The 25,465-nt window shown below is 31.3% G+C and carries 24 protein-coding genes; 1 reads left to right on the top strand and 23 read right to left on the bottom strand.

Annotated features, from left to right (window positions below; translation table 11 throughout):
- Positions 1 to 120: 120 nt before the first annotated feature.
- The 18 genes from HMPREF2597_RS11585 to HMPREF2597_RS11675 all read right to left on the bottom strand — a co-directional run bounded on the left by HMPREF2597_RS11585 (position 121) and on the right by HMPREF2597_RS11675 (position 20,221).
- On the bottom strand, positions 121 to 585 hold the full coding sequence (locus HMPREF2597_RS11585) for an LptM family lipoprotein (RefSeq protein WP_002478480.1): 465 nt from the start codon (positions 583 to 585) through the stop codon (positions 121 to 123).
- 596 nt (positions 586 to 1,181) lie between these two features.
- Positions 1,182 to 1,388, bottom strand: coding sequence for a hypothetical protein (locus HMPREF2597_RS11590; protein ID WP_002459600.1), 207 nt, complete (start codon positions 1,386 to 1,388; stop codon positions 1,182 to 1,184).
- Positions 1,389 to 1,473: 85 nt separating this feature from the next.
- Positions 1,474 to 1,845: a cystatin-like fold lipoprotein gene (locus HMPREF2597_RS11595; RefSeq protein WP_002459601.1), complete on the bottom strand. Its 372-nt coding sequence runs from the start codon at positions 1,843 to 1,845 to the stop codon at positions 1,474 to 1,476.
- A 221-nt stretch (positions 1,846 to 2,066) separates the two neighbouring features.
- Positions 2,067 to 3,278 carry a DUF5080 family protein gene (locus tag HMPREF2597_RS11600; RefSeq protein WP_002478481.1) on the bottom strand — a complete coding sequence of 404 codons (1,212 nt, stop codon included), beginning with the start codon at positions 3,276 to 3,278 and terminating at the stop codon, positions 2,067 to 2,069.
- Between the two features lie 54 nt (positions 3,279 to 3,332).
- The gene (locus HMPREF2597_RS12495; RefSeq protein ID WP_012990911.1) at positions 3,333 to 4,349 is read right to left on the bottom strand and encodes a TIGR01741 family protein; all 1,017 of its coding nucleotides are present in this window, start codon (positions 4,347 to 4,349) and stop codon (positions 3,333 to 3,335) included.
- 701 nt (positions 4,350 to 5,050) lie between these two features.
- Positions 5,051 to 5,545, bottom strand: a complete 495-nt coding sequence (locus HMPREF2597_RS11615; RefSeq protein ID WP_002479288.1) for a TIGR01741 family protein — start codon at positions 5,543 to 5,545, stop codon at positions 5,051 to 5,053.
- Between the two features lie 250 nt (positions 5,546 to 5,795).
- Entirely contained in the window at positions 5,796 to 6,593 is a 798-nt protein-coding gene (locus HMPREF2597_RS11620; protein WP_002479289.1) for a DUF5084 family protein, read from the bottom strand.
- 11 nt (positions 6,594 to 6,604) lie between these two features.
- A complete protein-coding gene (locus tag HMPREF2597_RS11625; protein ID WP_002479290.1) occupies positions 6,605 to 6,988 on the bottom strand; it encodes a cystatin-like fold lipoprotein in 384 nt (127 codons plus the stop codon).
- Between the two features lie 296 nt (positions 6,989 to 7,284).
- Entirely contained in the window at positions 7,285 to 7,698 is a 414-nt protein-coding gene (locus HMPREF2597_RS11630) for a YwqH-like family protein (RefSeq protein WP_002479291.1), read from the bottom strand.
- 13 nt (positions 7,699 to 7,711) lie between these two features.
- A complete protein-coding gene (locus HMPREF2597_RS11635; protein WP_002479292.1) occupies positions 7,712 to 8,974 on the bottom strand; it encodes a T7SS effector LXG polymorphic toxin in 1,263 nt (420 codons plus the stop codon).
- 11 nt (positions 8,975 to 8,985) lie between these two features.
- Positions 8,986 to 9,276: a hypothetical protein gene (locus HMPREF2597_RS11640; protein ID WP_002479293.1), complete on the bottom strand. Its 291-nt coding sequence runs from the start codon at positions 9,274 to 9,276 to the stop codon at positions 8,986 to 8,988.
- Between the two features lie 3 nt (positions 9,277 to 9,279).
- The gene (locus HMPREF2597_RS11645) at positions 9,280 to 10,362 is read right to left on the bottom strand and encodes a hypothetical protein (protein ID WP_002479294.1); all 1,083 of its coding nucleotides are present in this window, start codon (positions 10,360 to 10,362) and stop codon (positions 9,280 to 9,282) included.
- A 12-nt stretch (positions 10,363 to 10,374) separates the two neighbouring features.
- Positions 10,375 to 14,805, bottom strand: a complete 4,431-nt coding sequence (gene essC, locus HMPREF2597_RS11650; RefSeq protein WP_002479295.1) for a type VII secretion protein EssC — start codon at positions 14,803 to 14,805, stop codon at positions 10,375 to 10,377.
- Positions 14,806 to 14,826: 21 nt separating this feature from the next.
- Positions 14,827 to 16,140 (bottom strand): type VII secretion protein EssB, encoded by a 1,314-nt coding sequence (essB, locus tag HMPREF2597_RS11655; RefSeq protein WP_002459614.1) that lies wholly within the window; start codon positions 16,138 to 16,140, stop codon positions 14,827 to 14,829.
- A 13-nt stretch (positions 16,141 to 16,153) separates the two neighbouring features.
- Positions 16,154 to 16,396, bottom strand: coding sequence for an EsaB/YukD family protein (locus HMPREF2597_RS11660; RefSeq protein WP_002459615.1), 243 nt, complete (start codon positions 16,394 to 16,396; stop codon positions 16,154 to 16,156).
- Complete coding sequence (essA, locus tag HMPREF2597_RS11665) at positions 16,393 to 16,827, bottom strand: type VII secretion protein EssA (protein ID WP_002459616.1); 435 nt, start codon at positions 16,825 to 16,827, stop codon at positions 16,393 to 16,395. The genes HMPREF2597_RS11660 and essA overlap by 4 nt, the downstream gene beginning before the upstream one ends.
- On the bottom strand, positions 16,827 to 19,847 hold the full coding sequence (esaA, locus tag HMPREF2597_RS11670; RefSeq protein ID WP_002479296.1) for a type VII secretion protein EsaA: 3,021 nt from the start codon (positions 19,845 to 19,847) through the stop codon (positions 16,827 to 16,829). Before esaA ends, essA begins: the two co-directional genes overlap by 1 nt.
- 80 nt (positions 19,848 to 19,927) lie before the next feature.
- Complete coding sequence (locus tag HMPREF2597_RS11675; protein ID WP_002459618.1) at positions 19,928 to 20,221, bottom strand: WXG100 family type VII secretion target; 294 nt, start codon at positions 20,219 to 20,221, stop codon at positions 19,928 to 19,930.
- Positions 20,222 to 20,450: 229 nt separating this feature from the next.
- Between HMPREF2597_RS11675 and HMPREF2597_RS11680 the strand changes: the two genes are divergently transcribed.
- Positions 20,451 to 21,365: a CHAP domain-containing protein gene (locus HMPREF2597_RS11680; RefSeq protein ID WP_002479297.1), complete on the top strand. Its 915-nt coding sequence runs from the start codon at positions 20,451 to 20,453 to the stop codon at positions 21,363 to 21,365.
- Between the two features lie 229 nt (positions 21,366 to 21,594).
- Here HMPREF2597_RS11680 and HMPREF2597_RS11685 read toward each other — a convergent pair whose 3' ends face one another.
- The 5 genes from HMPREF2597_RS11685 to sufB all read right to left on the bottom strand — a co-directional run bounded on the left by HMPREF2597_RS11685 (position 21,595) and on the right by sufB (position 25,384).
- The gene (locus HMPREF2597_RS11685) at positions 21,595 to 22,404 is read right to left on the bottom strand and encodes a DUF5084 family protein (protein ID WP_002479298.1); all 810 of its coding nucleotides are present in this window, start codon (positions 22,402 to 22,404) and stop codon (positions 21,595 to 21,597) included.
- A 279-nt stretch (positions 22,405 to 22,683) separates the two neighbouring features.
- Positions 22,684 to 23,097, bottom strand: a complete 414-nt coding sequence (locus tag HMPREF2597_RS11690) for a DUF4064 domain-containing protein (RefSeq protein WP_002459621.1) — start codon at positions 23,095 to 23,097, stop codon at positions 22,684 to 22,686.
- A gap of 14 nt (positions 23,098 to 23,111) precedes the next feature.
- Positions 23,112 to 23,531: a cystatin-like fold lipoprotein gene (locus tag HMPREF2597_RS11695; protein ID WP_002459622.1), complete on the bottom strand. Its 420-nt coding sequence runs from the start codon at positions 23,529 to 23,531 to the stop codon at positions 23,112 to 23,114.
- Positions 23,532 to 23,568: 37 nt separating this feature from the next.
- The gene (locus tag HMPREF2597_RS13040; RefSeq protein ID WP_158309368.1) at positions 23,569 to 23,670 is read right to left on the bottom strand and encodes a DUF5083 family protein; all 102 of its coding nucleotides are present in this window, start codon (positions 23,668 to 23,670) and stop codon (positions 23,569 to 23,571) included.
- Between the two features lie 316 nt (positions 23,671 to 23,986).
- The gene (sufB, locus tag HMPREF2597_RS11700; protein WP_002459623.1) at positions 23,987 to 25,384 is read right to left on the bottom strand and encodes a Fe-S cluster assembly protein SufB; all 1,398 of its coding nucleotides are present in this window, start codon (positions 25,382 to 25,384) and stop codon (positions 23,987 to 23,989) included.
- Positions 25,385 to 25,465: the final 81 nt, after the last annotated feature.

Consider the following 25,465-nt stretch of genomic DNA (forward strand, 5'->3'; position numbering starts at 1 on the left):
TATGAGCAATTTCCTCTTTTGTTATTTCTTTTTCCACTATCCATCTCTCCTCTATAAATGAAGTCTTTTTAAGCTAGTTAGTTCTCAATTAAGCTCTAAAAATAAAAAATAGTAATGACATTATTCTTCTAGTTTAAAATCCGAGCCATGTTTAACTACTGTGTGGTCATGATTTTCTCCATGGACTTTATATCTATATCTTACACGCTGTACATTGTCGTCATTAGTGTAAAATATTGTTAGTGACCTACCAATTCGTTCTGGTTCAAATACATAATGAGGTTTATAAATAATATCCATAGATAATTGCTTTTTATCTTTATCATATTTGATTGAATCTTTTTTTATAATTATTTTGTTTTGTTCGTCTTTGATTTTAATATCTTTCTTCATATTCATTTCAGTACTTTTTGGTAAATCCTTGATATTTAAAGATTCAACATCATCTTGACTTTTAGTTTCATTTGTCTTTTTTTCTTTTTTAAACGTATCTGTATCATGATTACTATCTTTACTATCATTACCACAAGCAGTTAATGTAACTAATAGACTTAACATCAACACAGCTTTCATCATGTTTTTCATTTCTTTTCCTCTCAAATCAATTAAATGAATTTATGTAAACTTAATTATTTTAAACATTTCGATATTTTCATTTCTTACTACAACTGTAGTTCATCTTCTTTGATTGAACTATTTAGCAATCCTAAATAGAAGAAAGATCGTGCAACTAAAATATGCACTGCTATCATAAATAATATCCCTACCCAAATTGTTCTATTTTCTTCAGAGTCAACGGGAATAATCAATGAAAAGTATATTAATCCAATAGTTGAAAGTATTATAGTGTTAATTCCTAACCATTTGATTAACTAAAAGCAAAGGCGATTAAATATGAATTCTTTATGTTGTTTATACACATAACTTGCATTTCTTTAGGTTTCATGGACTCTCTCCTTTTTCAAACATTGATATTGCTTTAAAACTGTCAACTAATCTTAGCTATAGTTATACCAATTAGTGTTAGATATTCATTAAATAAATACTAACTTTTTTGTATATTTAACATACAATTAAACGTTATGCCATATATTGTATTTTTTAAAAATAGGGATTAAACAAGTGCTATTTGCCTAATCCCTTATAATTATTATTGACATCGAACTAAAATGTATTGTTCATTAAACAAAGAATTTACAAATTGTCATAGTAGTTGTAACAACGGTTACAATAATTGCGGTTTGTAATAATTTGGCGCCTTTTTCTTCATTATATTGTTTATATTTATAGCTACAGATGATTGAACCGATACCAAATAGAAAAACTACTAGAGATAAGACCATAAATACCCATGTCCATATTTTTAATGCCTTCCCGGTTTCTTCCATATCAATACTCCTCTTTATAAATAAAACAATAAAATGTTATATAATTATTTTATAATATTTTCGCACAAATAATACAAGTATGTCCCTATTTTTCTTTTACTTCTACATTTTCTTCTTCATAATCTGCTTTATGGCTTTTCTTGTATTTAAGTGGGTTTTCATCCATATCTAATTCTGGTTTGCCGTTTTTCATTTTATAAGTAAAGTAATTTAATTCTTCAACTTTTTTACTAAGTTGTACACCAATCACAAATACTTTTCCGTCTTTATAAACATATGTATTACTATCATTTCTATCTACTTTTTTATCTACTTTTAAGCCAAATGCTGGTAACATTTTATTTGTTTCTTCTTGCTTTTTATAAACCTTATCGATATCTTTGTCGTACTTATCTCCTTTACCACAACCCGCTAACACAATCGCAAACAGTAATAACACAGTAATAATTCTTTTCATTTGTTTACCCCTTAATCTTTTTTATTTAGATTGATATTATCTTTTTATTTTAAAATAAACACCAAGCTAACACAATTAATAATACCATAAGAAATCGTGAATTAATCGAAATGAATATAATTTTTTTATTTTTAATCCAAAACAAAATATCTGTTACAACATACGCAATCAAAAAAGTATCATTATCTTTACTTCGAGCATTTCATATTAACGCTTGATAATTAAGGCAACCATATGAATAAAAGAATGTATAACCCAAAAACAAATAAAGGTTTTATAGTGATGAAGACAAATTGTTTTCTTTTCAGCCATGAAATAATGTCTATTACCAAAAATACCACAGTTATAAAAAATAATAGCATCATTAATGCTACAATATCTTTGCCGGCGATATCTTTCATAGCCGGTGTGACTAGTATTTTAGTTGCAGTAAATAATATGATTAATGCTACCATAGCAATGTAAAATTTATATTTTGATAATCTCAAACTTGTCATACACTTTTTAGTTTGATTATAAATTTTAGCTGATATCAACGTATTATTATATTTCATTAATATCTTTAATTGATGTCGTAGTGGTCTCTTCCATAATGCATTTATCACTACCAATCCATATATAAGAATGCCAAGTATGAGTATAAATAAACCATTGTTGATTAATTTCTGATTGTGCTGCATAAATAGAAATGGAATGCCAAATAAAATGCCACTTATACTATATAAAATTATCGGTAAAATAATAGAATGATTAAACCACATTTCTGCTGTACTACAAAGTACGTAATAAAAACCAAAAACAACAATGGCTAATAATACAATTATCCATACGTCTTTTACTAGCAACAACATGGAGATAACTGCCCATAATGCAACACCTAGTGGCACAATTATTCTAACTAAATTTGCGCCATATTTTTCCATACGATAGCACTCAATGAGGAACGTAAGAACTATAACTGCAAGCCCAATTATAATGAAACGGTATGCGTAACCAAACTCAAATAATAAAACATCTTGCTCTATTTCTGGTGTAAGTCTTAGTTTAGCAATAGCAATCAAGGCGATGGCAATAAGAAAATGATATACAGCTTGTCTGCGAGTAAAGCGAAAATCATAAGCTTTATCCTTTGCGATTTTGTCATTAAATTGATTTTTCTTAGCATAATTATATTTATGTTTATTTAATTTGATAAAGTAATTTTTCAGTGCCAAATAAATATATATCAATGAACTTATATGCAGAAACACCACATATGCAATCAACCCACTATGATTTAAACCTCCACCAACAAAGTAAATTGTCATCAGTAGTGCTAAGATAACAATATCGACAAAATAACCGAAAATTGGGATTCTTTGAGCTTTTAACATACTTGTAAAAATCGCTAAAATAATAAGTAAAATAATTGAAATCAAACCTAAAATAACCAAAACATTTCTCCTGACTATATCAAATTGTTTATAACATGCTTTGCTGACTTTTATCTAAATTGATGTATCCTGCTGTTTTTGATATTCTTTCATATAACGTTCGAGTGCATACAATTCTTTAAGCTCATAGTCTAATTTAGGTAATATACCAAATTTTTTATAACGATAATAATTAAAATAAGCACTTGATCCAAATTCTGTAGCATCCCAATCTATAAATTGATACAATACGTTTAATTTACCTTTAATCGTAAAATCAAATTCACATGTACTCCAGGCTTTGTGTTTATTTCTAATAAATTCATAACGTAATTCTTCAAACAAATCATATAATCCATCGGTTTGATGACTGAATTCATCATTTGACGTATGACAATTCTTAGGGATATCCATTGAATAAAACAGTTCATCACTATCCGGTACAGTATAGTAAAAGTACACTGATCCTCCGCCATCAGTCATATATGCAACTGCATATACATTCTCCCACGATACTGGAATCATATTCATGATATGCTGTCCAATATATCGATATAAATAATTTATCTTTTCTTTAAATTCCATAGTTACAATTTCATTTTTATCGTCAATTGTTTTGGCATACCTATGAATGGCATACATTTGTTCAATGTCATATTTTTGTTTTGGTAAGTGACCAAAATTCTTATAAAAATAATAGTTTTTCATATGTTTAGATCTAAAATCTACCGCATCCCAATCTGTATTTTCATATACAGCTTGCTTTTGTCCCTTATGATTAAACTCAATAACACATGTACCAAATGGCGGTCTGCCATTTACAACAAACAGATGCCGCAACTTCATTAATAATTCACATAACGTTTCAAACTGCTGATCAAATACTTCTTCTGATACATCAAAACTCCAGGTAATATCCATTGACAGTTGAGGATCATCTTCACCTGGGACCATATAATGGAAGTACACATACCTCTTATTGTCCCCAATAAACGCATTTAGACACACGTTTTCCCATCTTTCTGGAATCATGTCACTGATATGATTAGTAATTTCAATATATAATTCATCTAATTGCGCTTCAAAATTCATGATTAGTCACATCCTCCCATTCATTATGTAAATATTTTTGCAATAATTTTTAGTATTCAGATATCAAATGATTAAAGTAGTATTCTGGATGATGTACCATATTTCATTTTATCTTAATCCGTCTTGCATGACTTCAATAATTTTCATATATTTCCAACCTGGTAATTTCAAATATACTTTTATTCTTTGAAACACCATCCTCTTTTATTTATAAATTGAAATAGCTATTTTACAGTCGGCGTTTGATTTTTGTAGTTCTTTATATTTATTAAATAAATCTCTAAACCATATTGACGTATATTTTCTTTTAAGCTTTAAATTGTAAAAACAGTTTAATTCTCATTTTAACTAATAGTTATGCTTTTGAAATGACTATATACAATATTGATTATATATTAATTTCTAAAATTGACATATACTATTTAGTAAAAAAAATATAATCATCATTGATTTATTCTATCTATATTTATTATTTTACAGCGCCTCCGTCATTTAACTTTGATTTAAAACTCATTTATACCCACTGCTATTTATATTTAATACGTTTATTTTAGGTTTTTAAATTTAACTGGCATAGCAATATTAATAAAAATAACACTTATAATATCATCTAGATAACAATAATTAGAATTAAACTTAAAAAAAGAGATTAAACAAGTGTCATTTGTCTAATCTCCTTTTTATTAATTTATCTAATTTTATTATTTCTCTTGGCTTTCTTTTACATATTGTTCAACTTCATGCATTCTTTTAATTGCGTATTCCATTTCAGGCAAAATACCAAACTTTTTATATCGGTAATAATCAAATTTTCCACCAGGTCCAAATTTTGATGCTTTCCAATCTATGTACTCAAAAGAGACATTTAAGTTACCTTCAATTGTAAAGTCAAATTCACACGTGCCAAACTGTTCTTGACCATATTTAACAAAAATAGCGTTTAAATCATCAAACAAATCACATAATCGAAAAGCTCTGTTCACATATTCTTTCTTAGACACACCAAAATCTTTTGGTATATGTTGTGAATAATAAAGTTCATCTTTCTGTGGAACTGTAAAAAAGAAAAACACTTCACTAGCATATTCTTCCATATATGCAACTAAATATACTTTCTCCCATGGGCCAGGAATCATATCACTTACGTGGTTCGCTATTTTATTGTATTGTTTATTTAACTTTGTTTCAATACTCACTATCAATCACTCCTAATTGATCTGTAATACAATTATATTTTTCAGTGTTAGATTTTTCATGCTTGATTGTCATGTCAATATTAATATAAAACAGATTGTTATAGTATTCAATATAATTTAGATCTCAGTAAATATAATTAAGTTTTTAAAAAAAGAGATTAAACAAAATTGTCTAACCTCTCAAATTAGGCTTAATAGTCCTATTTAACATAAAACCAATATAACACACTTTAAAATTTTCTTTATTTCATTATTTACTATTTAATCGCTTTCGCTGAATTTGAAAAACAAAATATGTACCAATCGCAAAAAATAACAAACTCAATATAAGCATTGGCATATTTATTATATTAAATGTATTACCATATAATTTTATTCCTATATCTGAATTTCCATCATCCAACACCACGTAGTCAAGTATGTTCATTAAAACAAGTATTACAAAAATACCTATGATAGATGCGTATATCGTTGGTTTAGCCGTACTTTCGAAAGCTTGAGTATTATTCTTTGGCGTATACACAGTTAACCAAATAATATTCAAAACTAAAATGATTAGTGCGCCAAATCCAATTAAATACCCATGAACACTCAACAAACCTAGAATACCGGCAACTGCTAAAATAATCCACCATGCATTACCTATATTATTTTTCTCAATGACTATTCCTTTAAGTGCTTCTTTATTTTTTAACAACAATACGCCACAAAATGTCCATGCAAAAATCGCAATCAAGTTAAGACTTACAAAACCACCAATAATATAAAGCACTGCACTCATCGTGGTTTTTTTAGTCATTATTTTTAAAGCTATAATACCAATAATAAATGAAATGATACTTACAGTCATAAGTACGCCAAAAATCCAATTGTAGATTAATGATGACGTTTCAGCACTTTGCATCGTTGTTTCACCATTAACTGTAGTTTGAATCTCTGAATGAGACAAACCTGAAACTGACATTGCGAAAAAAAGGGCGAACATTAACGATAAAAATCCTTCCAAAATAAGTCCGATAAGGGATGTCACTTTAATTGTTTTAATCATAGTATTCACCTTTATTGTTCATTTTTTATATCTTTAAAATCTGCTTCATTTTGGTTGACATATTCTTTCGCATTAAACCCTTGTTTATAGTAAATTTTGTCATTTTTAAACTCATAAGCAGCATAGAATAACTTTTTATTTTCTTTATACAACGGATAGCTAATAATAATCATTTTACCATTATTATAAACATAGCGATTTACTTCATCTTTATTAAATTTAGGATTTACTTTATCACTTTGTTTTGCCATATCTTGATGTGTCTTTTGTTGAATATTTAAAATTTGGTTTATTTTATTTTGATATTGGTTGTCATTATTGTTATCATCCTCTTTGCTACAACCGTTTATTATAGTCATCATTATAATCAACACTCCTACAATTATTTTTTTCATAAATTTCTCCATTCTTTATCTCTTTTTTTAGAAATTTAGCTATATTGACTATCTCTCATACATAACAAAATAGCCAATATCGTTTTACCCATTGTCAAATACTTCATTCACTTTTACTAAAATTTTTCAAACAAAATATAGCACAATGTTGCATTTAATTTAAAAACATTAATAATTATAATTTAATATAAAAGCGAAGATATAATTATTGTTTTATTGTTTTTATAATAAACAATAAGTGTAAAACTGTAAAGTAAGTTTTAAAAATTTATTAGCTGCTTTTTATCTCCTATTAATCAATTAGCTATTTTTTCAATGGCTGCTATTAATGAATTTATTGCATTTTTTAACCAAGATAGAGTTCCTTCTAAATCGTTAACTTCGTTTTCCATTTCAGTTATTTTATCAATTAATCTATCTATATTATCATCTATATTATTTATACAGTCCCTTAATGAACCATCAATTAAATCGGATTTACTTTTGTCAACCCACTTTGAGTTATTATCGCCTTTCCAATAGTTATATTCTTTAAGTATAAAAGATGCGCTATATTTATGTACTGTCACATCTTTTTTTAGATCTTCAAGTTTACTTTTGATTCTTTTAGCTTTTTCAATTTTAGCATTTAAGTCAGCAATCTTTGCTTTTGTTGCAGCAGATTCTCTAGTTTTACTATTTTTTTCAGCAATTAATTGTGTTTTCGACATATATTTCACCTGCCTACCAAGTTATTTTAATTTTAGCTCCGAATAAGAATTTAGCATCTACTTCAATTCCTCTTGCACTTGCTTCAACCTTACCTCCAGCTTGTGCGCCAACACTACCTCCAACATCAAAGTTAATTCCACCAATAGTAAATCCACCATCGACTTCTGCTTTTGCCCCAACAGCTTCAGCTTCAAGTCCAACTCCATCTATTCCAGCAGTCAATCCAGCACTAGCTGATGCTACTTCTACATTTGTTTTGCCATGGAAATTATAATCCTCTGAACCCAATCTCGTTTCAAGTCCAGCATCAAAAAGTTGTGCATTTGCATTTGCCTTAATGTGTTTACTATCAACATCAACATTTCCTTTAGCACTTATAACCTCGACTCCAGCCTGACTTTCAGAATATTTATCTTTTGTTTTTACGTTAGAATTAAGAACCGACATGTCTCCTTCTGCACCAAGTGAATCCTTTGTTACATACGATTTACCATGTATACTTCCCCTTTGAAAAGTACCGACAGTTTTACCATCTTTAGAATATAATTGCTTTCTATAGTTAACTTTTTCTCCTTCAGCATATTCTACAGGACTTTCAGCTTTCATCTTTTTAAACTCACCAGAATTTACTTCGCTCTTATACCAAGGCTCTTTTGTAATTGAATTAATCTTCGAAGCAATAATTCCATGTTTATCATGGTATTCACTACTCAATTTATTAATTTGTGTAACTAATCCCTGTATTTCACTTGTAATTGAAGATAGAGAACTTTGACCTTCTTTATCCATGTTTTCAAGTTTGGTATTAGTATCATTTATATTTTTTTCACTGTCATCATAACCACTTTCAACTTTATCTTTACCTAAAGGAACTGTATCAATAAATTCTGATGCATCAGATAATAAACTTGAAGAATCACTAGTTATATCAATAAATTCTTTTTTCTTATCATCAACATCTTTTTTTGTATCATCTAAAGTATCTGAATCAATTTTAGCATTTGAATCACTATCACATTCATGTCCTAAATCTTTTAATTTTTGCACTGCTGTTTCAAAATTAGAGATTACGTTTATAGCTCTCGAAATTGTACCAATATGTGCTGAACTAACATATTTTTTAATACTATCTCCAGCATCTCCCTTAATGCTCCCTGTTTTAGATAAAGTATTACATTGAGTGTAATGATTATATAATGCTTCATTTAATTGACTTTTCATGTCACTTGTATTCTCTAAATAGTCTTCTAATTCCGAATTAATTAAACGTGTCATATTTTTTCACCTCAATGTTTATTCGATATTTTATCTGCATTTTCTTGGTCATTTTTTTGAATCGTTGCAGCTATCTTATCCATAGCATCTTTATCTGTACTTATCATTTGGGCGTATTTTTTCATGGCATTAGATAACTCATCAATTAAACCATCTAGTTTGTCTATGCTATCAAGTTTTGTTTCCTTTTTGGCATCCTTTATTTCTGAAATATTCACGCCACTAATTTCTTCTGAACCCTCACCAAAACTAGATAGTTGATTCTGAAATTCTATTGGATCTAAATAAATCTCTTTTCCCATTTATTACGCCTCCTTAAAGTTAATTTCAAATACATTCAGATGCATATTCTCAAAGAATTCTTTAAAATCATTGAGAGTGATATTTTTTAAGTAATCCAAAATTCTTGAAATACTCAAATTATCTCCAAATAATTTGGCTAAAATTGAATTAAATTCTTCACTACCACTGTGATACATGTTATTAATACTATTAATCAATATTTCTTTGTATTTGATAACTTTATCATCAGTAATATCTGATACTGATTTTTCATCATTTTGTCTAAGATCTGCTTGTCCTAATATACCTATTTCTTTTCTTGAAATTTGAACTTGAAAATTTGAATTAAATATATGATACCCCAAAATTAATACATTTGCGTAATTGTAATTGAAATCATTTTTAATGAGGTGATTGAAATGATATCCTATATAATTACTAGCATGTCTTGCTTCTTCTTCAATCGTAACATCATTTTCATCATTTTCATTTACTAAATATGAAAATTTATGGTTTAGCTTACTAAAATTCAACAGTTTCTCTTTATTGTCTATATCTTTATTAATGTTAATGATGCAGTTTTCGTAAAAGATCATTTCTTTTTTAAATGTTAGTAAATCTTTAACATCAAAGTTCCATATATCATTAATCAAACTTTTCAAATTGAAATTATAGTAATCACTAAACATTTCCATAAATTTCATTGTAGCTCTATACTCATTTATTTTGAAATTGGATTCCATATCTTTTTTTGCATTATCAATTGCTGCATCAAAACTATCATTATCTATATTAATATCTAATAATTTCTCGACTATTTCATTAAAAGTACTTATATAGCCTTCATTTGACCCGTTTTTTATATCATATTCGAAGGATAAAACTGTACTATTCATGTAATTATTAATGTCTATTTTTATATTTTTCTTTGCTAACACGTCTTTCATATATTGTGCGAATACGATTGTAGTTGCATTTGAAAAAAAGATTTCTCTTTCATCTTCAAATTTCACTATTGAATGCCCAACGCCAGTACCGATAATAAAGCTAGTCAAAATATTATCTTCATCAGCTATTCCATTTTTGCTATTCAAGTCAAATTTCATTATTTTGCCTCCCTATTCAAATAATTTAATTCTTTTATACTCGTAGTCACAAATATAATACATTTCATTACGCTTAAGAATTTTTTCGTTAGAGTTATAGCGTACTTTTATCAAATCTTGTTCGCTAATGCTCATACCGACAAATGCATTATTTACAATCTCTTTTAATAATCTAGCTTGTGAGCTTATACCCCCAATAGTTTCTTGATAAAGTCCAAAAACTATAGGATACACATTATTTTTTGGTCCATCTAAAAATATTGATTCTATTTCATTATTTGTAGGTGCTGCAACATTTATAAATTCTTTGAAGTTAGAAATGATTACAATCCATTTTTTTTGTGGTTCAATGTTCTTTATAAAGTTAACTAATTCATTTTTAAAAGCAATTATATCCTTTTTTTCTTGACAGTATAAATAATTTTCGTATTCAGAATTTTTCAATCTACCTGTTGTATCTAATATAGCAATTTCATATTCCTTTGAAACAATTTTTAATTGCTTTTCTAATATATTAAAACCGTTATCAATATCAACTGGCTTAACCGAAGTAAATATATTAGATTTTTGGAGATCGAAACCGATTGGCTGTACTTCATCAAATTCTAATCCCATTGGTATTATCTTTTCTTCTAATATTATCTTATTAAAGTCAAATGTATTCAACTGTTTATCAAAATATACTTTTTCTGGCATCATTGGAATATGACTTGGATAATCGCCAACATAGTGTTCGTTCATTTGAGCGATCTCGTCTTTGATGCGGTTATTGTACGTTTCACCTTCTGCTAGTTTGAATGGCTGTGCAATTTGGAATTGGGTGAAGTTATCATCATTGATGGCTGCACGGCCTTTCATATCTTTAACGCCTTTTTTGTATGAACCAATGATGTTGGTTAACTCATTGTTATCGAATAGATATAGGGCAACGCGCGTCTTAATGTTGGTGAAGATTGCGGATTTAATCGCACTTGAGCGTGAACCTGTTAGGATAATGTATATGCCTAACGCTAAACCTTCACGTGTGACTTTCATCATCATATCTTCATAGGCTTCCATTAATGGTGATTCTTTAACGGCGTCGTAGTTATCAATCATGATAAAGACGTTTGGTACATTGTCTTGTGTTTCGCGTTTATATTGTTCGATATTAACGACGCGTTGTTGACTTAATAAGCGTTTACGTTCTGATACGAGTTCGTTAATGCGTTTTAAGGCTTTTGTGATTTTATCTTCTTGGTCTATCGTGAATAAGTCCGCCACATGTGGGATATCGGATACTGGCATTAAGCCGTTTGTACCGAAATCGAATAAATACATATGGGCTTGATCTGGTCTAAAATGACGTGCAATATCGAAAATAATGTTGTGTAAGAATGTCGTGCGGCCGTATCCTGGACTTCCGATTAAGGCAATATGTCCTGATGCTTTTAATTTTAGGGTTAATGGCCCTTGGAATTGTTCTTCTGGCACGTCTTTTAAACCAAGAGTTAATTCAACATCGCCTGGTTGATCATTCCATAGCGCTTTAAAGTCTGTCGTCATTAACTCATCTTGATATACATTTTCTGGTAATGGTGGTAACCATGGACGTTTCACTTCTGTAATGTTTAAGCGTTCTGTAATTTCTTCAATATGGGCAATGACCGCTTCCAGTTCGGTTTGTGTTGGTTGCGCTTCAGCATCGGTTAAACCACTTAAGTCTTTATTGATGGCTTGGAGCTGGCCATATTCATTGATAGCATAAATCGTTTTATCTTCTGTCTCGATAACATTTTCTTCAGTGTCATACACTGCACCGCTCCATGCGGATTGGAATAGTTCATAAATTTCGTTATTCCCTACTTGTAAGTATGCACGACCTGGCAACGTAATATCTGCAGCATCTGGTGTCTTTAATATTTCGTTACTATCTTGACGGTCTTGTACTTTTAAGGCTAATTTGAATTTAGAGTTCGACCATATTTGATCGTCAACCACACCGGATGGCTTTTGTGTGGCCAAGATTAAGTGAATCCCTAATGACCGACCGATACGTGCAGTTGATACTAATTCTTTCATGAAATCTGGTTGTTCTGATTTTAATTCCGCAAATTCATCGGAAATCAGGAATAAATGCGGCATCGGTTCTGTCGCAACGCCTTCTTTAAATAACTTGTGATATTGGTTAATGTGGTTAACATCAAACTCCCCAAATAAACGTTGACGTTTGCGCAATTCGGCTTTGATGGACTCTAGTGCACGCATGGCTTCGTCTCCATCTAAGTTGGTAATCGTTCCCACAAGATGTTTTAAGTTTTTAAATAGGTTCGCCATTCCCCCACCTTTGTAGTCAATTAATAAGAACGCCACTTCATGTGGGTGGAAGTTCACTGCGAGTGACAGAATGTAAGATTGGATGATTTCTGACTTACCTGACCCTGTTGTACCTGCAATTAAACCATGTGGCCCGTGTGCTTTTTCATGTAGGTTCAGCTCTAGAATGTCATCTTGCCCACGTACACCGAGGGGCACTGCCATCGTCTTAAATGTTTCATTTTGTTGCCAACGCTGTACAATATTGAGTTGATCCACATCCTTGACTTGATACATTTGTAGAAATGTAATACTGTCTGGAATGGCATTTTTCATATGCTCAACATGATTTAAGTTGGCAATGCGTCGTGCGATATATTCTTTATCAATACCTTCCATACTTTCAGGTACAAATGGCGTTTTCACTAATTCTTTTTCTTTCATGATGAGTTCGCCTTCTGTATGAGATTTAATATCGATAATCGTCTCTACATGTTCTGGTAAACTTTCAATCACGTCTTCAACAAAGATAAGTGAAATGCCGTAATCTGATAAATCTTGGTTGACGTATTCAAGAATAACGTGATCAATAATTAATGACATATCCGTAATAATAAATACTAAATTCGGTTTAAAAATAATTTGTTCATTGCTTCTACTACGTTCTCTGACGGTTTGAATGCGCTCTTTAATCATGCTGTAAATGGATGTCAATATTTGGTCGCGTGTACGTTGATTATAGACGAAACCTCTAATGTTCAGTGCTTTTAATGTTGTATGTGGTAACCAACGTGACCAATTCAACTTCTTATATTCATCTTCACGCGTCACTAATAAGAATTCTAAATCATGATAGCTATGAAATGTCGCAAGTTGCAGCATCATTTTTTCAAGTTCTTCTAAGATTAGACGGCGTGTCCCAATGTAGGCAATAGGCCCATGGGTTAAGTCGTTAGTTAATGGTGCTTGTTCGACATTTTCATAGAATTCATACAGGCGTTTCGCATCGTCAAACAGTTCGTCACGGCGCTGATTAAATTCTTCCTCCGAGTAATCCACTTTGAACGACTTTTGAATATCTGCAATCCCTAATTTATAGTAAAGATAATCGTGATGTTGTGGTGATTTTTCATAAATTCTTGGTGCTTTGCTGTCAACAATCTCTTTAATTTCTGCCAACGTTGGATAGTGAAAGTTCAAGCTAAAGCGTTGATCTTTAATGGCATGGTTAATCGCTGTTGATTTTTCATCCAAATAGGCTTTATAGTCTTTCTCCCGCTTCTTAACTTCTTCCTTATACTTTTTCTTTTCTGAAAAGTATGTCGTAATACCGAAGATGATGGTTACTGTACTCATACCAATCATCATTAAAATATAGACACCTAAAGGTCGTACTAAAAAGATTACAACCGTCAAGGCAATCATCACTAATGGCGGAATGATGGAGCGCCAAATCATAGAGTTATTCTTCTGAATTGGTTGAGGTGGGCGCTCTATCTTAATGGTATCTGTCGGTTCACGATGAATAATTCTCGGTGAACGATGGTAATCATTTGATTCTATCGTATAATTTTCAAACTTATCGCTATTTCTGCGAATAAGTTCCGTCTCAATATCATCATGTGACAAGATGTTGATACCATCTTCTCTAATTTCAATCCACATGTCGTCAATAAACAAGTGATCGCCGACATAAGCTCTATCCACTTTATTATGTTGTTTATCGTAATTGATAAAGACTTCAGCTGCGTTATCATGAATGATTTTAATATAGTGTTGTTCTTTAATGCGATGAATATCCTTTAAAATAATGACATTGGTCGCGCCACTTATCTTTAAGTCATCGTATGCATGGTTACCTATCGTCATCACTTCTTTAAGTGATGGATACATGAATGAATGTAAATGTTCTTGACCATAAAGTTTTAATGTCACTTCTCCATCTGCAACTTTACGCACCAATGTTTTAAACAAGGTCGTATGATTGGCTTGCCAAGCGCCAAATTCATTTTGTTCAATATGAATGGCCTCTGGCAAATGCTTTAGCGTGATATCTGCTTTGTCATCCGAACTGATAGTATAAGTTTTATCATCTTGGAGATTTAGCATTTTTAATTGGTCATTATATTGTATTATCAATTTATGCATCATTCTGCCCTCAATCCTATACTATTTTTTCCGTTCTGCTTCTTGACGTTTTTGTTTATCTTTTTGCGCTTGTTCTTTTTGTTTCTTCTCATTTTCTTCTTGTTGTTTTATTTTTTCATCTTTTTTCTTAGCTGCTTCTTCTTTTTCTTTGGAAGATTCTTCTTTAGCTTGTTTTTCTTTTTCTAAAATATCTTGTAATTTATCGTTATATTTTTTCGTTTCTTCTGAACGTTTATCGTTTGATAAGTTAGCATTATTTTTGATTGAATTTAATTTATTGATTAAAGCTAATTTAGTAATATCGTTATCATCTAAATATGTGGCAATATTAAGTGCTTCGTCATAGTCACCTTGACCTAATTCCATCCAATAAAGTAAATAATCTTTATTCGAATTTGGTGTAATATTGTTTAATAAGTTCTCTTTTTTATCTTTTTCCAAGCCTTGTTTATTTGTTTCAACATAGCTTTTTGCATAGATGTATAACGCTTCTTTATCTAAATTTTTACCATTTAAATCATCGTAATCATTGAGCACTTGTGTGTAATTCGATTTCACATATGATTTATAACCTTTTTCAATCTGAGCATTATTTTTCATTACTGAAAAGTACAGATAAGCAAGTATTGCTAGTAAAATAACACCAATTACGCTCATTGTAATGGCAATAGCTTTGAAAATCGTAAAGTTTCTTCTCTTCACATATGAGAAGTTACGACGATAATCTGATTGTTGTTTATCAAATTGTTCAACTAAAAAGGCTTTTAATTCATCTAACGTCGCAATATCAATGATTTTCTTTTCAAACGGTGTGCCTTTATGTAATTCAAGATTACCTTCTACTAAAGAATCGAATGTGACTTTGTCATTAAATGCCGTGATAATCAGTGCTTTGTAACGCGTAAGAAACTCTTCATCCGATAAGGCAAGGGGTTCGACAATATTTTTCAAACCACGTGTCTTTAATAATGGTAATCCATCTTTCGTAAAGAATAATTCTTGTGGCGATAAGATGAAGGTGTAACGTGTTTTCAGCACATCTTCGAGCTTGGCAATGTTTAACAAATAACGCATTTTTTCATTTTTAGGGAAGGTCTTTATTTCTGAAAATGGCGTGTGATGTTGTGACAAATCATAATGAATTTGATAACTATCTCTTAATTCAGTCAGCCTCGCATTTAAAAATGCATTGTCTTGCTGTTCTAATAAATACATCAAATGATAATGTTCATCTTTAATCGAGGATTTAGGAATCTCTCGCATATCTTCGCGTTCATGCTTTGTTTCTTTAATTACGTCTTGCTCATTTCGTTCTTCAGCTTTGTTTTTTGCCATCTTTTGATTCTCCCTACAATATTTTCAGAATATCTCCATCTGCAATTTTGCCGTCCACGAGTCGGTCATTTTCTAGTAATAAGCGATCCTTAGTGGTCACTTTTATTTGATTTTTATAATCATATATTTCTAAATCTAAACTTTCTATAATCAGTGGTATTAGCTGTTTGATAGGAATAAATATGGGAACTGCTAAATCAAAGCTTCCGTGTTGATAGTTTGAAAAATCAAATGTCACTTTTTTATGCTGGCTCATCGTTTAACCCTTCTCCCTCGTTGGATGGTAAATACCATAAATCCTATAGTTAAAAAAGCCCCTATACTTAACAAGATATATGGAAAGAAATTTTTCTTTTGTTTGTCTTGTAAATAAGGGCTTTTATCACTCTCCGCTGTTTTGTTCAAATTCTTGTTTGAAAACAATACATGCTTTGTTTCATCCAAGCGGGACTTATTGCCCGCTTGTTTTTGAAACAAATTATTTTTTATATTTGAATCTTTATTCTGTTGTTGTTCTTTAATGCGTTGATTTATTTTTTTACTTTCATCATCAAAGAGCGTTGTATCGTATTCTTTGATATCTTTATTCACATTTTGTTGATCTTCATCATCGACTCTTATATCTAAATCACCTTGATGTGGATTGGCAGTTAATAGCGTCATCATGGTTAAGCCTTCAATGAGCATTAAATGAGCCTCTCTTTCTTAAAGTGCTTAATAAACATATTTAAGATGAATCCAATAATGGCAAGTACTGCAAGGATTAACATTGCCATGCCAACTGGATGTTCTGCATTCAAGTAGTTATAGAACACTTTATCTATATGTGATAATGGTGAAATCGCTGCAAGTATTGCGTTATTGCGATTCATGTCAATAAAGTATAAGGCAAGTATGACAATGATGATAAACATACCGATGGATTTTAATTGTCTCAATAAGTACGTATTGAGGAGTACAAAGACAATCATTGTCAAGATAATTAAACCGACAAACTTCGCACGGTATCCTGCCATAACTTCATATTGATTCATGGCAATCAAACCGATAATGAGACCTTCTGCTAAACCAGCAACAGTAACAATACCTGCACCAATACCTTTATTCCACCAGTGATTATGTTTGCTGAATTCATCTTTAACAAAGTTCACTTGGCCTTTATGGCGTTCATAACTATAGAATAGGTATGCCGTCATTAATGAAACTAAGTACATGAGCAATACTAGAATTGTTGGTGAGAATGTGTTGTGATTGTCGCTATTTGCTAACACATTTTCCAGATTTTTCTTCTGAATTGGATTACTCATAAAGTCTTTTAACACTTCGTTTTGACGATCGCCTTCTTTAGAGTTTTTCAAGACGTTTTCAAAGTCTTTAGCGAAGAGACGATTTTCTTTATCGTTTTTATTCATCACTTCATTTAAGTTGTTAGCTCTAACACCTAATGCACGTCCGCTAGCATGAAGCTTGCCAACATTGTCATCAAGTTTGTTTAATTCACCACTAATGTCATCAGCAGTTGATTTAGAATTTTGACTATCTGAAAGTAACTTCGTACTACGCTCAGATAAATCACTAATTTGTTTATCTAAATCGGTTGATATCGTTGTAAATTCTTTACCTTTTTCTTCATTGATTTTTGGTGTTTCAGGTTCATCACTTAATAATTTTTCAGCTTTTGATAAATCATCAAGTAACGTGCTGATGTCTTTTTTATTCTGTGCAACTTGGTCTTGATTATTGATGACATCATCAATAAATTTATCAGACTGTTGATTTAATTGATCTAATTGATTTAGTAATGCTGATTTATCATTTTTAAAGCTTTCCATATCTTTAATAACTTGATTAACCATCATATCGACAATTGCTTTATTATCAATCTTGATATCATTTGGATTGATTGCAACGTCTTTATAGATGTCATATTTAGATTTGAATTGATCAAGTGAACGGAGTTGTTGATTTAAATCGCCACTGATTAATTTGCCATCTAAATGATTGTTGATAGATAAATCAACGACATTCGCTTTTGGTTCATCTTTATCATTATCGGCTTGGCCGAATAACAATTGTAGCTTCATCGTTTTATTTTTAAGGAAATCTTCTTTATGTTGTGCATCAGCTTTAAGTTTGGCCACACCTTTGACTTTAACATGGTATGTTTTAACTGTCGTATCCAGTTTGACATTTTGATCTTTAATATCGTATTTCTTACCGTTGATATAAATATCACCGCTAAAATCAAAGTTAGGATCTGTTGATACTGTTAAATGGTTAATATCTTTAGATTTGATATCCTCTTGACGTTCAAACGTCGTACCTTCAGTTTCTAATTTCGATGTATCTGTGGCACTAATTTCACCGTGATAATCTTCTTGTTTAATTGGATTATCAAGATGCTTCACATTGTAGCTTGTTCTATATTGATTTACTTCTTTTAAAATTTCTTGGTATTCTTTAGTAGCTTTCTCAGATAATCCAGCGTCTGCGATATCTTTGTTTGTTAACTTTCTAATATAAAATTCATCTTGACCAGACTGGTCGTTTTCAATAGCGTTTCTCAATTGATTAGCCATCGTATCTTGTATTTTTTGTTGGTCTTGTTTCATTTGATCCACGATATCGTTTAAATCTTGATTATTCTTCAATTGTTCTTGTAATGAGGCAGTCAATTTTTGACGATAGTCTCTAATCATATCTTCCGTAAATGGTGATTCTTGTGCTTTCACTTCATCTTTCACTTTATTTAAAGCGTCTTGATATGATTTTTGGTAGTCATCTTTCGTACGTTGTTGCGCTTCATGTTGTTGGTCTAACTTACTATCAACTTGTTTCAATTGATTAATATAATCTGAGATATTCACATCTTTATCTCGTGATTTCATATCATCAAGTGTATCCTCTAATAAAGACTGATGCGCATTGAAATATTCTGCTTGTTTGCCGACGATAGATGACACATCATTATCAGATTGAATGCTAAACGCTTCTGGCTTCGCACTTAATAAAGAGTTATTGTAACCTTGTAACCATTTCGTAATATCATTGTTCGCATTAATAGAATTGACTAATGTATCAGTAAATAATTCTGGAAAATCGTTGAGCGGATTCAACAAATAATTGGCAAAGTTTTGATTAACGTTTTGTTCACGTGTCATAATTGCGCCAACATTTTTCTGAGCGTTATGCAAATTGTCGATAATACTTGTTAAATAGATTTTAATTAAATCTTTGTTGAAATCATTTAAAATACTTGCGACGATTTTTTCAGTTTTCTTCGCAACTTCTTCTTTTTGTCCAACTGCTGTTTTATATTGAATCGCCATATTGGCTGGTTTCTTTTTGTCTAATTGCATCGATAATTTAGAAAAGTTTTCAGGGATAATGATCATGACTTGATATTTACCATCTTTTAAGCCATTTTCAGCAATATTACGCGTAACCGTCTCAAAATTATAGTTCGTTTGACTAGATAATTTCTTAACAAATGTATCCCCTAGCGTAATCTTCTTACCGTTATATGTTGTCGATTGGTCTTCATTGACAATCGCTATATGTATATCTTCATAATTTTTTGTTTCACTCTTATGACTTTGTCCTGATTGGTCACCATATTTAAAATGTACAAAAACAAAAAATCCTATAATGGCAATCGCGACGATTAAAATTGAGATAAGAGTATAGATCCAGTATTCTTTTTTCATTTTTTTGTCCTTTCAATCCACACTTATTAATGATAAAACAGGCTGAGACACGATTAAATGTCTCAACCTATATATAACTATTACTGTAAACCGAAATTATTAGATAATTGTTGGTCTTGTTCTTGAACAGCATCAGCTGTGCTGTTTAATTGTTGTTTAATCTCTTCTAATAATTGAGCAAATTTGTCAACTTTTGGACTTAATTGTTGGAATTGCTCTTCAAAGCGATTAAATGCTTGACCTTCCCAGTTTGCAGCAATTTCACCTTGTGCTCTAGTTAAATCAGAAAGAATTTGATGGATTTGCTCAGCACCATTTCCATAAGATTGTGACTTAGCTCTTATTTCTTCTGGGCTCATTTTAATCAATGCCATAATACGAAACCTCCTAAAAAATTTAATTGGTTACTTCTATTACAGATAGATTATGAAAAATCGTATCTTATTAAATAATATAAAAAAAATAGGTTCATGTATACACTTTTACTAAAATTTTACGTAAAATATATTGCGGAAATTTAATTTGCCTATTACTATTCATTTGTAAGTCTTTTTTATGTATACTAAATTTATATCAATAATTAAAAAGGATTAATGTACCCGTATGAAAAAAACACTAGTTACGACAATGTCTTCTTTATTATTATTTACAATCGTTAATAGCCAACTGACATATGCAGCAACATATACTTCACTACAAGAAGCTAAAAAGGCACATCCAAATGCCTCATTTAATGTCAATTCAAATGATGGCACGTTTACCTATACTTATGGCCAACAGCGACGTGGTTCTAATGATAACCATAAACCACAAAGTCATGCACATGGCCAAGCTGGTGCCAATCAAGGCCAAAGAACAAGCCAAGCACCAGGAAGCACATCTCAATCTCCATTAGGCGTGCAACAAAATGTCGGTCCTGTCAAAGCACCAGAACCAAGTCAACCAGTACCATCTATTGCGACACGTCAATATGCAGCTGATGCATCATTAGCAGCAGAATCGCAAAATGAACAAGCAGATTTTGATAAAGTATATAAAAAAGATGACTCCGGTATGATTACAAGCATTAATGTCGACGGTCTTTATGATGAGTTGAAGTTAAGTGAATTTAACGACAAGGCGATGACAGTCGATGGTAAACCACTTGCTTTAGGCAATGGTAAGATTATTTCAAACCCATTATTTACAAGTAAGAACAATCTCTATACGGCAGGTCAATGTACGTGGTATGTCTTCGATAAACGTGCACAAGCTGGCCACACGATTAGCACATTTTGGGGAGATGCGCGCAATTGGGCTGGTCAAGCTTCAGGTGACGGCTTTAAAGTCGATCACAAACCTGAAAAAGGTGCGATTCTACAGACTGGTAATGGCCCATATGGACATGTTGCTTTTGTTGAACGCGTTAACGCTGACGGTAGTGTCTTTATTTCAGAAATGAACTGGATCGCCCCATACATTACATCTACACGTACAATATCATCTATGGAAGCCGGGTCCTACAACTATATACATTAGAGAGAGCAAACACCTGGGACATAAATCTCAGAAAAATAACACTCAGATGAATTGAATTCAACTCATCTGAGTGCTTCTTTTTATTCAATACTTTGTATTGTTGGCTCTCTTTGTTGGGGCCCCTGTCTTCAGCTTGTCCTGTTCCCTCAAGAGTCTCGCCAAAATACGTCGTATTTATATGTAGTTTTACATCAACATACTTTTAAAAAATAAGGTGTTTTCGTATATATCACTGTTTGCTGTTTTGATGTTGTAAACGTGCTTTTTGTATTTGAAAAGCAAATATTGTACCTATTGCAAATAAAAGGATACTAATGAAAAATAGTGTTTTTCCTAAAAAATGAAAGCTATCGCCATATAATTTCAACCCAATATCAAAGAAATCATCATACAATACTATATAAAATAGTATATTCATTAAAACTGACATAATAAATAGACCGATGATAGATAAATAGATGGTTGGTTTAGCCGTACTTTCGAAAGCTTGACCGTTGTTCTTTGGCTTATATACGGTTAACCATACAATATTCAAAGCTAAGATGCCAAATGCACCTATGGTTATAATAAATCCATGTATACTCAGTAAACTAAAAATGCCGGCAACAGCTAAAATAATCCACCAGCTATTGCCTATTTTATTTTTCTCAATAACTGCCTCTTTAACTGCTGCTTTATTTTTAAAAATTAATATGCCACAAATCATCCAAGCAACAATCGTGATTAAATTAAGACTGACCACACCACCAATGATATAGAACACTGCACTCATCGTCGTTTTTTTCGTCATTAACTTTAACGCTGTAAACCCTATAATAAATGAAATAAAACTTGCAACCATCAGCACACCAAAAATCCAATTAAAGATTAATGATGCCATTTCAGTGCTTTTTGTTGTTGTTTGCTCATTTATCGTAGTCCTAATCTCGGAATGAGAAATGCCTGAAACTGACCCTACGAAAAAAAGTAAAAATAGAAATGATAGAAATGCTTCTAGAATAAGTCCAATCAGCGATGTTACTTTTATTGTTTTAATCATCATGTTCTCCCTTATGCTTGATTTTATGTATGTTAATAGTTTGTAGCGCACAACTGTTGTTAACACAACCATGCTACACGGTCAACAGTATTATGATTTTTATTATTTCATTGTGACGTAAAAAAGTAAATATGAATTATATAATAATAATTTTAAACACTTATTTATTACTTGCTCTATTAAACTCAAAAAGCCAGCAATACAATTGTACAATGACAATGCATTACTGGCTAAATTTTTGAAAGACCGTTAACCGGCTCTAAATATGAATAATACCGATTAATCTACTGATTGGTGTTCATCTGATAATGGATTTTTGAGTTCTTTTTTTCTTTGGATGATTAATACACCACATGCAATCCATGACACAAATGTAATGAAATTAAAGCTTAAAATAGCGCCTATAATATAGAATGTAGCACTCATTGCCATTTTTTTAGACATAAATTTTAATCCTACAAGTCCTAAGGCTAATGAAATAATACTAATAATAAATAGCACCCCAAAGATACCATTAAAAATAGATTGTGCTTCTTCCGGACTGTATATTTTCACTTCACCATTCACCGTTGTTTTGAATTCAGGGTGTAACAAGCCTGCTACGGATGCTAAAAATAAGAGTAATAATATAACGCTAATGATAGCTTGTAAAATTATGCCAATCAATGATGTTACTTTAATTGCTTTAGTCATAACAATCTCCTTTATTATTTAACTTTAATATCTTTATAGTCTGGTTTATGCTGCTCAACATAGGCTTTCGCGTTAAAACCACGCTTATAGTATATTTTGTCATTTTTATATTCATAAGCTGCATAAAATAACTTATTGTTTCCTTTGTACAATGGATAACTAATAATTATTAACTTGCCATCGTTATAAACATAACGATTCACACGTTCTTTCTTAAACTCTGGATTTACTTTATCACTACTTTTCACCATATCTTGATGTGTTTTTTGCTGAATTGATAATATTTCATCTATCTTGCTTTGGTATTTATTATTTTTCTGCTTATTGGTGCTTTGTTGTTTATTATCTGCTTGCTTATCATTATGACTATCTTTACTACAACCACTGACAACAATAATCACCGCAACCAGCATACCGATGAATATTTTTCTCATGATGTTCCTCCTTTTTCTTACATATTTGAAAAATCTGTTATTTCTCGGCATTAATGATACTTTTTAATAAAAATCTCCAAAAATAATAAGAGGACTGCCCAGAAATTTTATTATTCCTCAAGGAGCGAATATGTAAAATCTAAAATCTATGGAATGTCAGGCAAGCCTGAACTATTGTGGCTGTTCCATCCCATCTAACCTCCCTAAGTCATAAAGCCAAACCGATTGTGTCTACAACATGAATCACTTACAACTGCTACACAACCCGTTCTACAACTCATATTATTCCACTCTTGGGTAAAAAAGTAAATATGAATTATATAATAATATTTTTAAACAGTTATTTGTAAATTTGTTTGCTTATTATCATTTTTGAATAGTCAAAAAAGCCACCAATGGCATTGTACGCAAACAATCCATTGATGGCTGTATATGAACATTGATTTAATTGATAGTTAACCGATAGAACCTTCCATTTCAAATTTGATTAAACGGTTCATTTCAACGGCATATTCCATTGGTAATTCTTTCGTAAATGGTTCAATGAAGCCCATAACAATCATTTCAGTGGCTTCTTCTTCGGAAATACCACGACTCATGAGATAGAATAATTGTTCTTCAGATACTTTAGACACTTTTGCTTCATGTTCTAAGGAAATATTGTCATTAAACACTTCATTGTAAGGAATTGTGTCTGATGTTGACTCGTTATCTAAGATTAACGTATCACATTCAATGTTAGAACGCGCACCTTTTGCTTTACGTCCAAAATGAACGATACCACGATAGATGACTTTACCACCATTTTTAGAAATAGATTTTGACACAATAGTTGATGATGTGTTTGGTGCTTTGTGAATCATTTTCGCACCTGCATCTTGAACTTGTCCTTTACCGGCAAAGGCAATGGATAGTGTGCTACCTTTAGCACCTTCTCCTAACAGTACACAGTTTGGATATTTCATTGTTAATTTAGAACCTAGGTTTCCATCAACCCATTCCATATTACCGTTTTCATACACAAATGTACGTTTGGTTACTAGGTTGTAGACATTGTTAGCCCAGTTTTGAATCGTTGTATAACGGACATGTGCATCTTTGTGCACAATGATTTCAACGACAGCTGAGTGTAACGAACTTGTCGTATATACAGGTGCTGTACAGCCTTCTACATAATTTACGGAAGCACCTTCATCAGCAATGATTAATGTACGCTCAAATTGCCCCATATTTTCAGAGTTTATACGGAAATAAGCTTGCAGCGGTGTATCAAGTTTAACGTTTTTAGGTACGTAAATAAATGAACCACCTGACCACACGGCTGAGTTTAATGCAGCGAATTTATTATCTGCTGCTGGAATGACTGACGCAAAGTACTCACGGAATAAATCTTCATTTTCTCTTAACGCACTATCTGTATCTTTAAAGATAATGCCTTTTTCTTCAAGTTCTTTTTCCATATTATGGTAAACCACTTCTGATTCATATTGTGCAGATACACCTGCTAAATATTTTTGTTCTGCTTCTGGAATACCTAATTTATCAAATGTACGTTTAATTTCTTCTGGCACTTCATCCCATGAACGTTCTGTATGTTCTGAAGGTTTAACGTAATATGTGATGTCATCAAAGTTTAATTCTGACAAGTCACCGCCCCATTGAGGCATTGGCATTTTATAAAATAATTTAAGTGCTTTTAATCTAAAGTCGAGCATCCATTGAGGCTCTTCCTTCATTTTTGAAATTTCAGTCACGATATTTTCTGTTAAACCGCGTTCTGATCTGAAAATGGACACATCTTCGTCGTGGAATCCATATTTATAATCCCCAACATCAGGTGCTTTTTTAGCCATTTCAATCACTCCTTAAAAATATATTTAAACGACGTGCGTGAGATTTTTAATGTTATGAAAAGTCTACTGCCATTGTAACAA

Origin of the sequence: Staphylococcus sp. HMSC063A07, from assembly GCF_001836955.1 — a bacterium.
GTDB lineage: Bacteria > Bacillota > Bacilli > Staphylococcales > Staphylococcaceae > Staphylococcus > Staphylococcus lugdunensis.

Coding starts and splice junctions, on each gene's coding strand:
- HMPREF2597_RS11585 (WP_002478480.1), bottom strand. CDS start 585: ATGAAAAACATGATGAAAGCTGTGTTGATGTTAAGTCTATTAGTTACA.
- HMPREF2597_RS11590 (WP_002459600.1), bottom strand. CDS start 1,388: ATGGAAGAAACCGGGAAGGCATTAAAAATATGGACATGGGTATTTATG.
- HMPREF2597_RS11595 (WP_002459601.1), bottom strand. CDS start 1,845: ATGAAAAGAATTATTACTGTGTTATTACTGTTTGCGATTGTGTTAGCG.
- HMPREF2597_RS12495 (WP_012990911.1), bottom strand. CDS start 4,349: ATGAATTTTGAAGCGCAATTAGATGAATTATATATTGAAATTACTAAT.
- HMPREF2597_RS11620 (WP_002479289.1), bottom strand. CDS start 6,593: ATGATTAAAACAATTAAAGTGACATCCCTTATCGGACTTATTTTGGAA.
- HMPREF2597_RS11625 (WP_002479290.1), bottom strand. CDS start 6,988: ATGAAAAAAATAATTGTAGGAGTGTTGATTATAATGATGACTATAATA.
- HMPREF2597_RS11630 (WP_002479291.1), bottom strand. CDS start 7,698: ATGTCGAAAACACAATTAATTGCTGAAAAAAATAGTAAAACTAGAGAA.
- HMPREF2597_RS11635 (WP_002479292.1), bottom strand. CDS start 8,974: ATGACACGTTTAATTAATTCGGAATTAGAAGACTATTTAGAGAATACA.
- HMPREF2597_RS11640 (WP_002479293.1), bottom strand. CDS start 9,276: ATGGGAAAAGAGATTTATTTAGATCCAATAGAATTTCAGAATCAACTA.
- HMPREF2597_RS11645 (WP_002479294.1), bottom strand. CDS start 10,362: ATGAAATTTGACTTGAATAGCAAAAATGGAATAGCTGATGAAGATAAT.
- essC (WP_002479295.1), bottom strand. CDS start 14,805: ATGCATAAATTGATAATACAATATAATGACCAATTAAAAATGCTAAAT.
- essB (WP_002459614.1), bottom strand. CDS start 16,140: ATGGCAAAAAACAAAGCTGAAGAACGAAATGAGCAAGACGTAATTAAA.
- HMPREF2597_RS11660 (WP_002459615.1), bottom strand. CDS start 16,396: ATGAGCCAGCATAAAAAAGTGACATTTGATTTTTCAAACTATCAACAC.
- essA (WP_002459616.1), bottom strand. CDS start 16,827: ATGCTCATTGAAGGCTTAACCATGATGACGCTATTAACTGCCAATCCA.
- esaA (WP_002479296.1), bottom strand. CDS start 19,847: ATGAAAAAAGAATACTGGATCTATACTCTTATCTCAATTTTAATCGTC.
- HMPREF2597_RS11675 (WP_002459618.1), bottom strand. CDS start 20,221: ATGGCATTGATTAAAATGAGCCCAGAAGAAATAAGAGCTAAGTCACAA.
- HMPREF2597_RS11680 (WP_002479297.1), top strand. CDS start 20,451: ATGAAAAAAACACTAGTTACGACAATGTCTTCTTTATTATTATTTACA.
- HMPREF2597_RS11685 (WP_002479298.1), bottom strand. CDS start 22,404: ATGATTAAAACAATAAAAGTAACATCGCTGATTGGACTTATTCTAGAA.
- HMPREF2597_RS11690 (WP_002459621.1), bottom strand. CDS start 23,097: ATGACTAAAGCAATTAAAGTAACATCATTGATTGGCATAATTTTACAA.
- HMPREF2597_RS11695 (WP_002459622.1), bottom strand. CDS start 23,531: ATGAGAAAAATATTCATCGGTATGCTGGTTGCGGTGATTATTGTTGTC.
- sufB (WP_002459623.1), bottom strand. CDS start 25,384: ATGGCTAAAAAAGCACCTGATGTTGGGGATTATAAATATGGATTCCAC.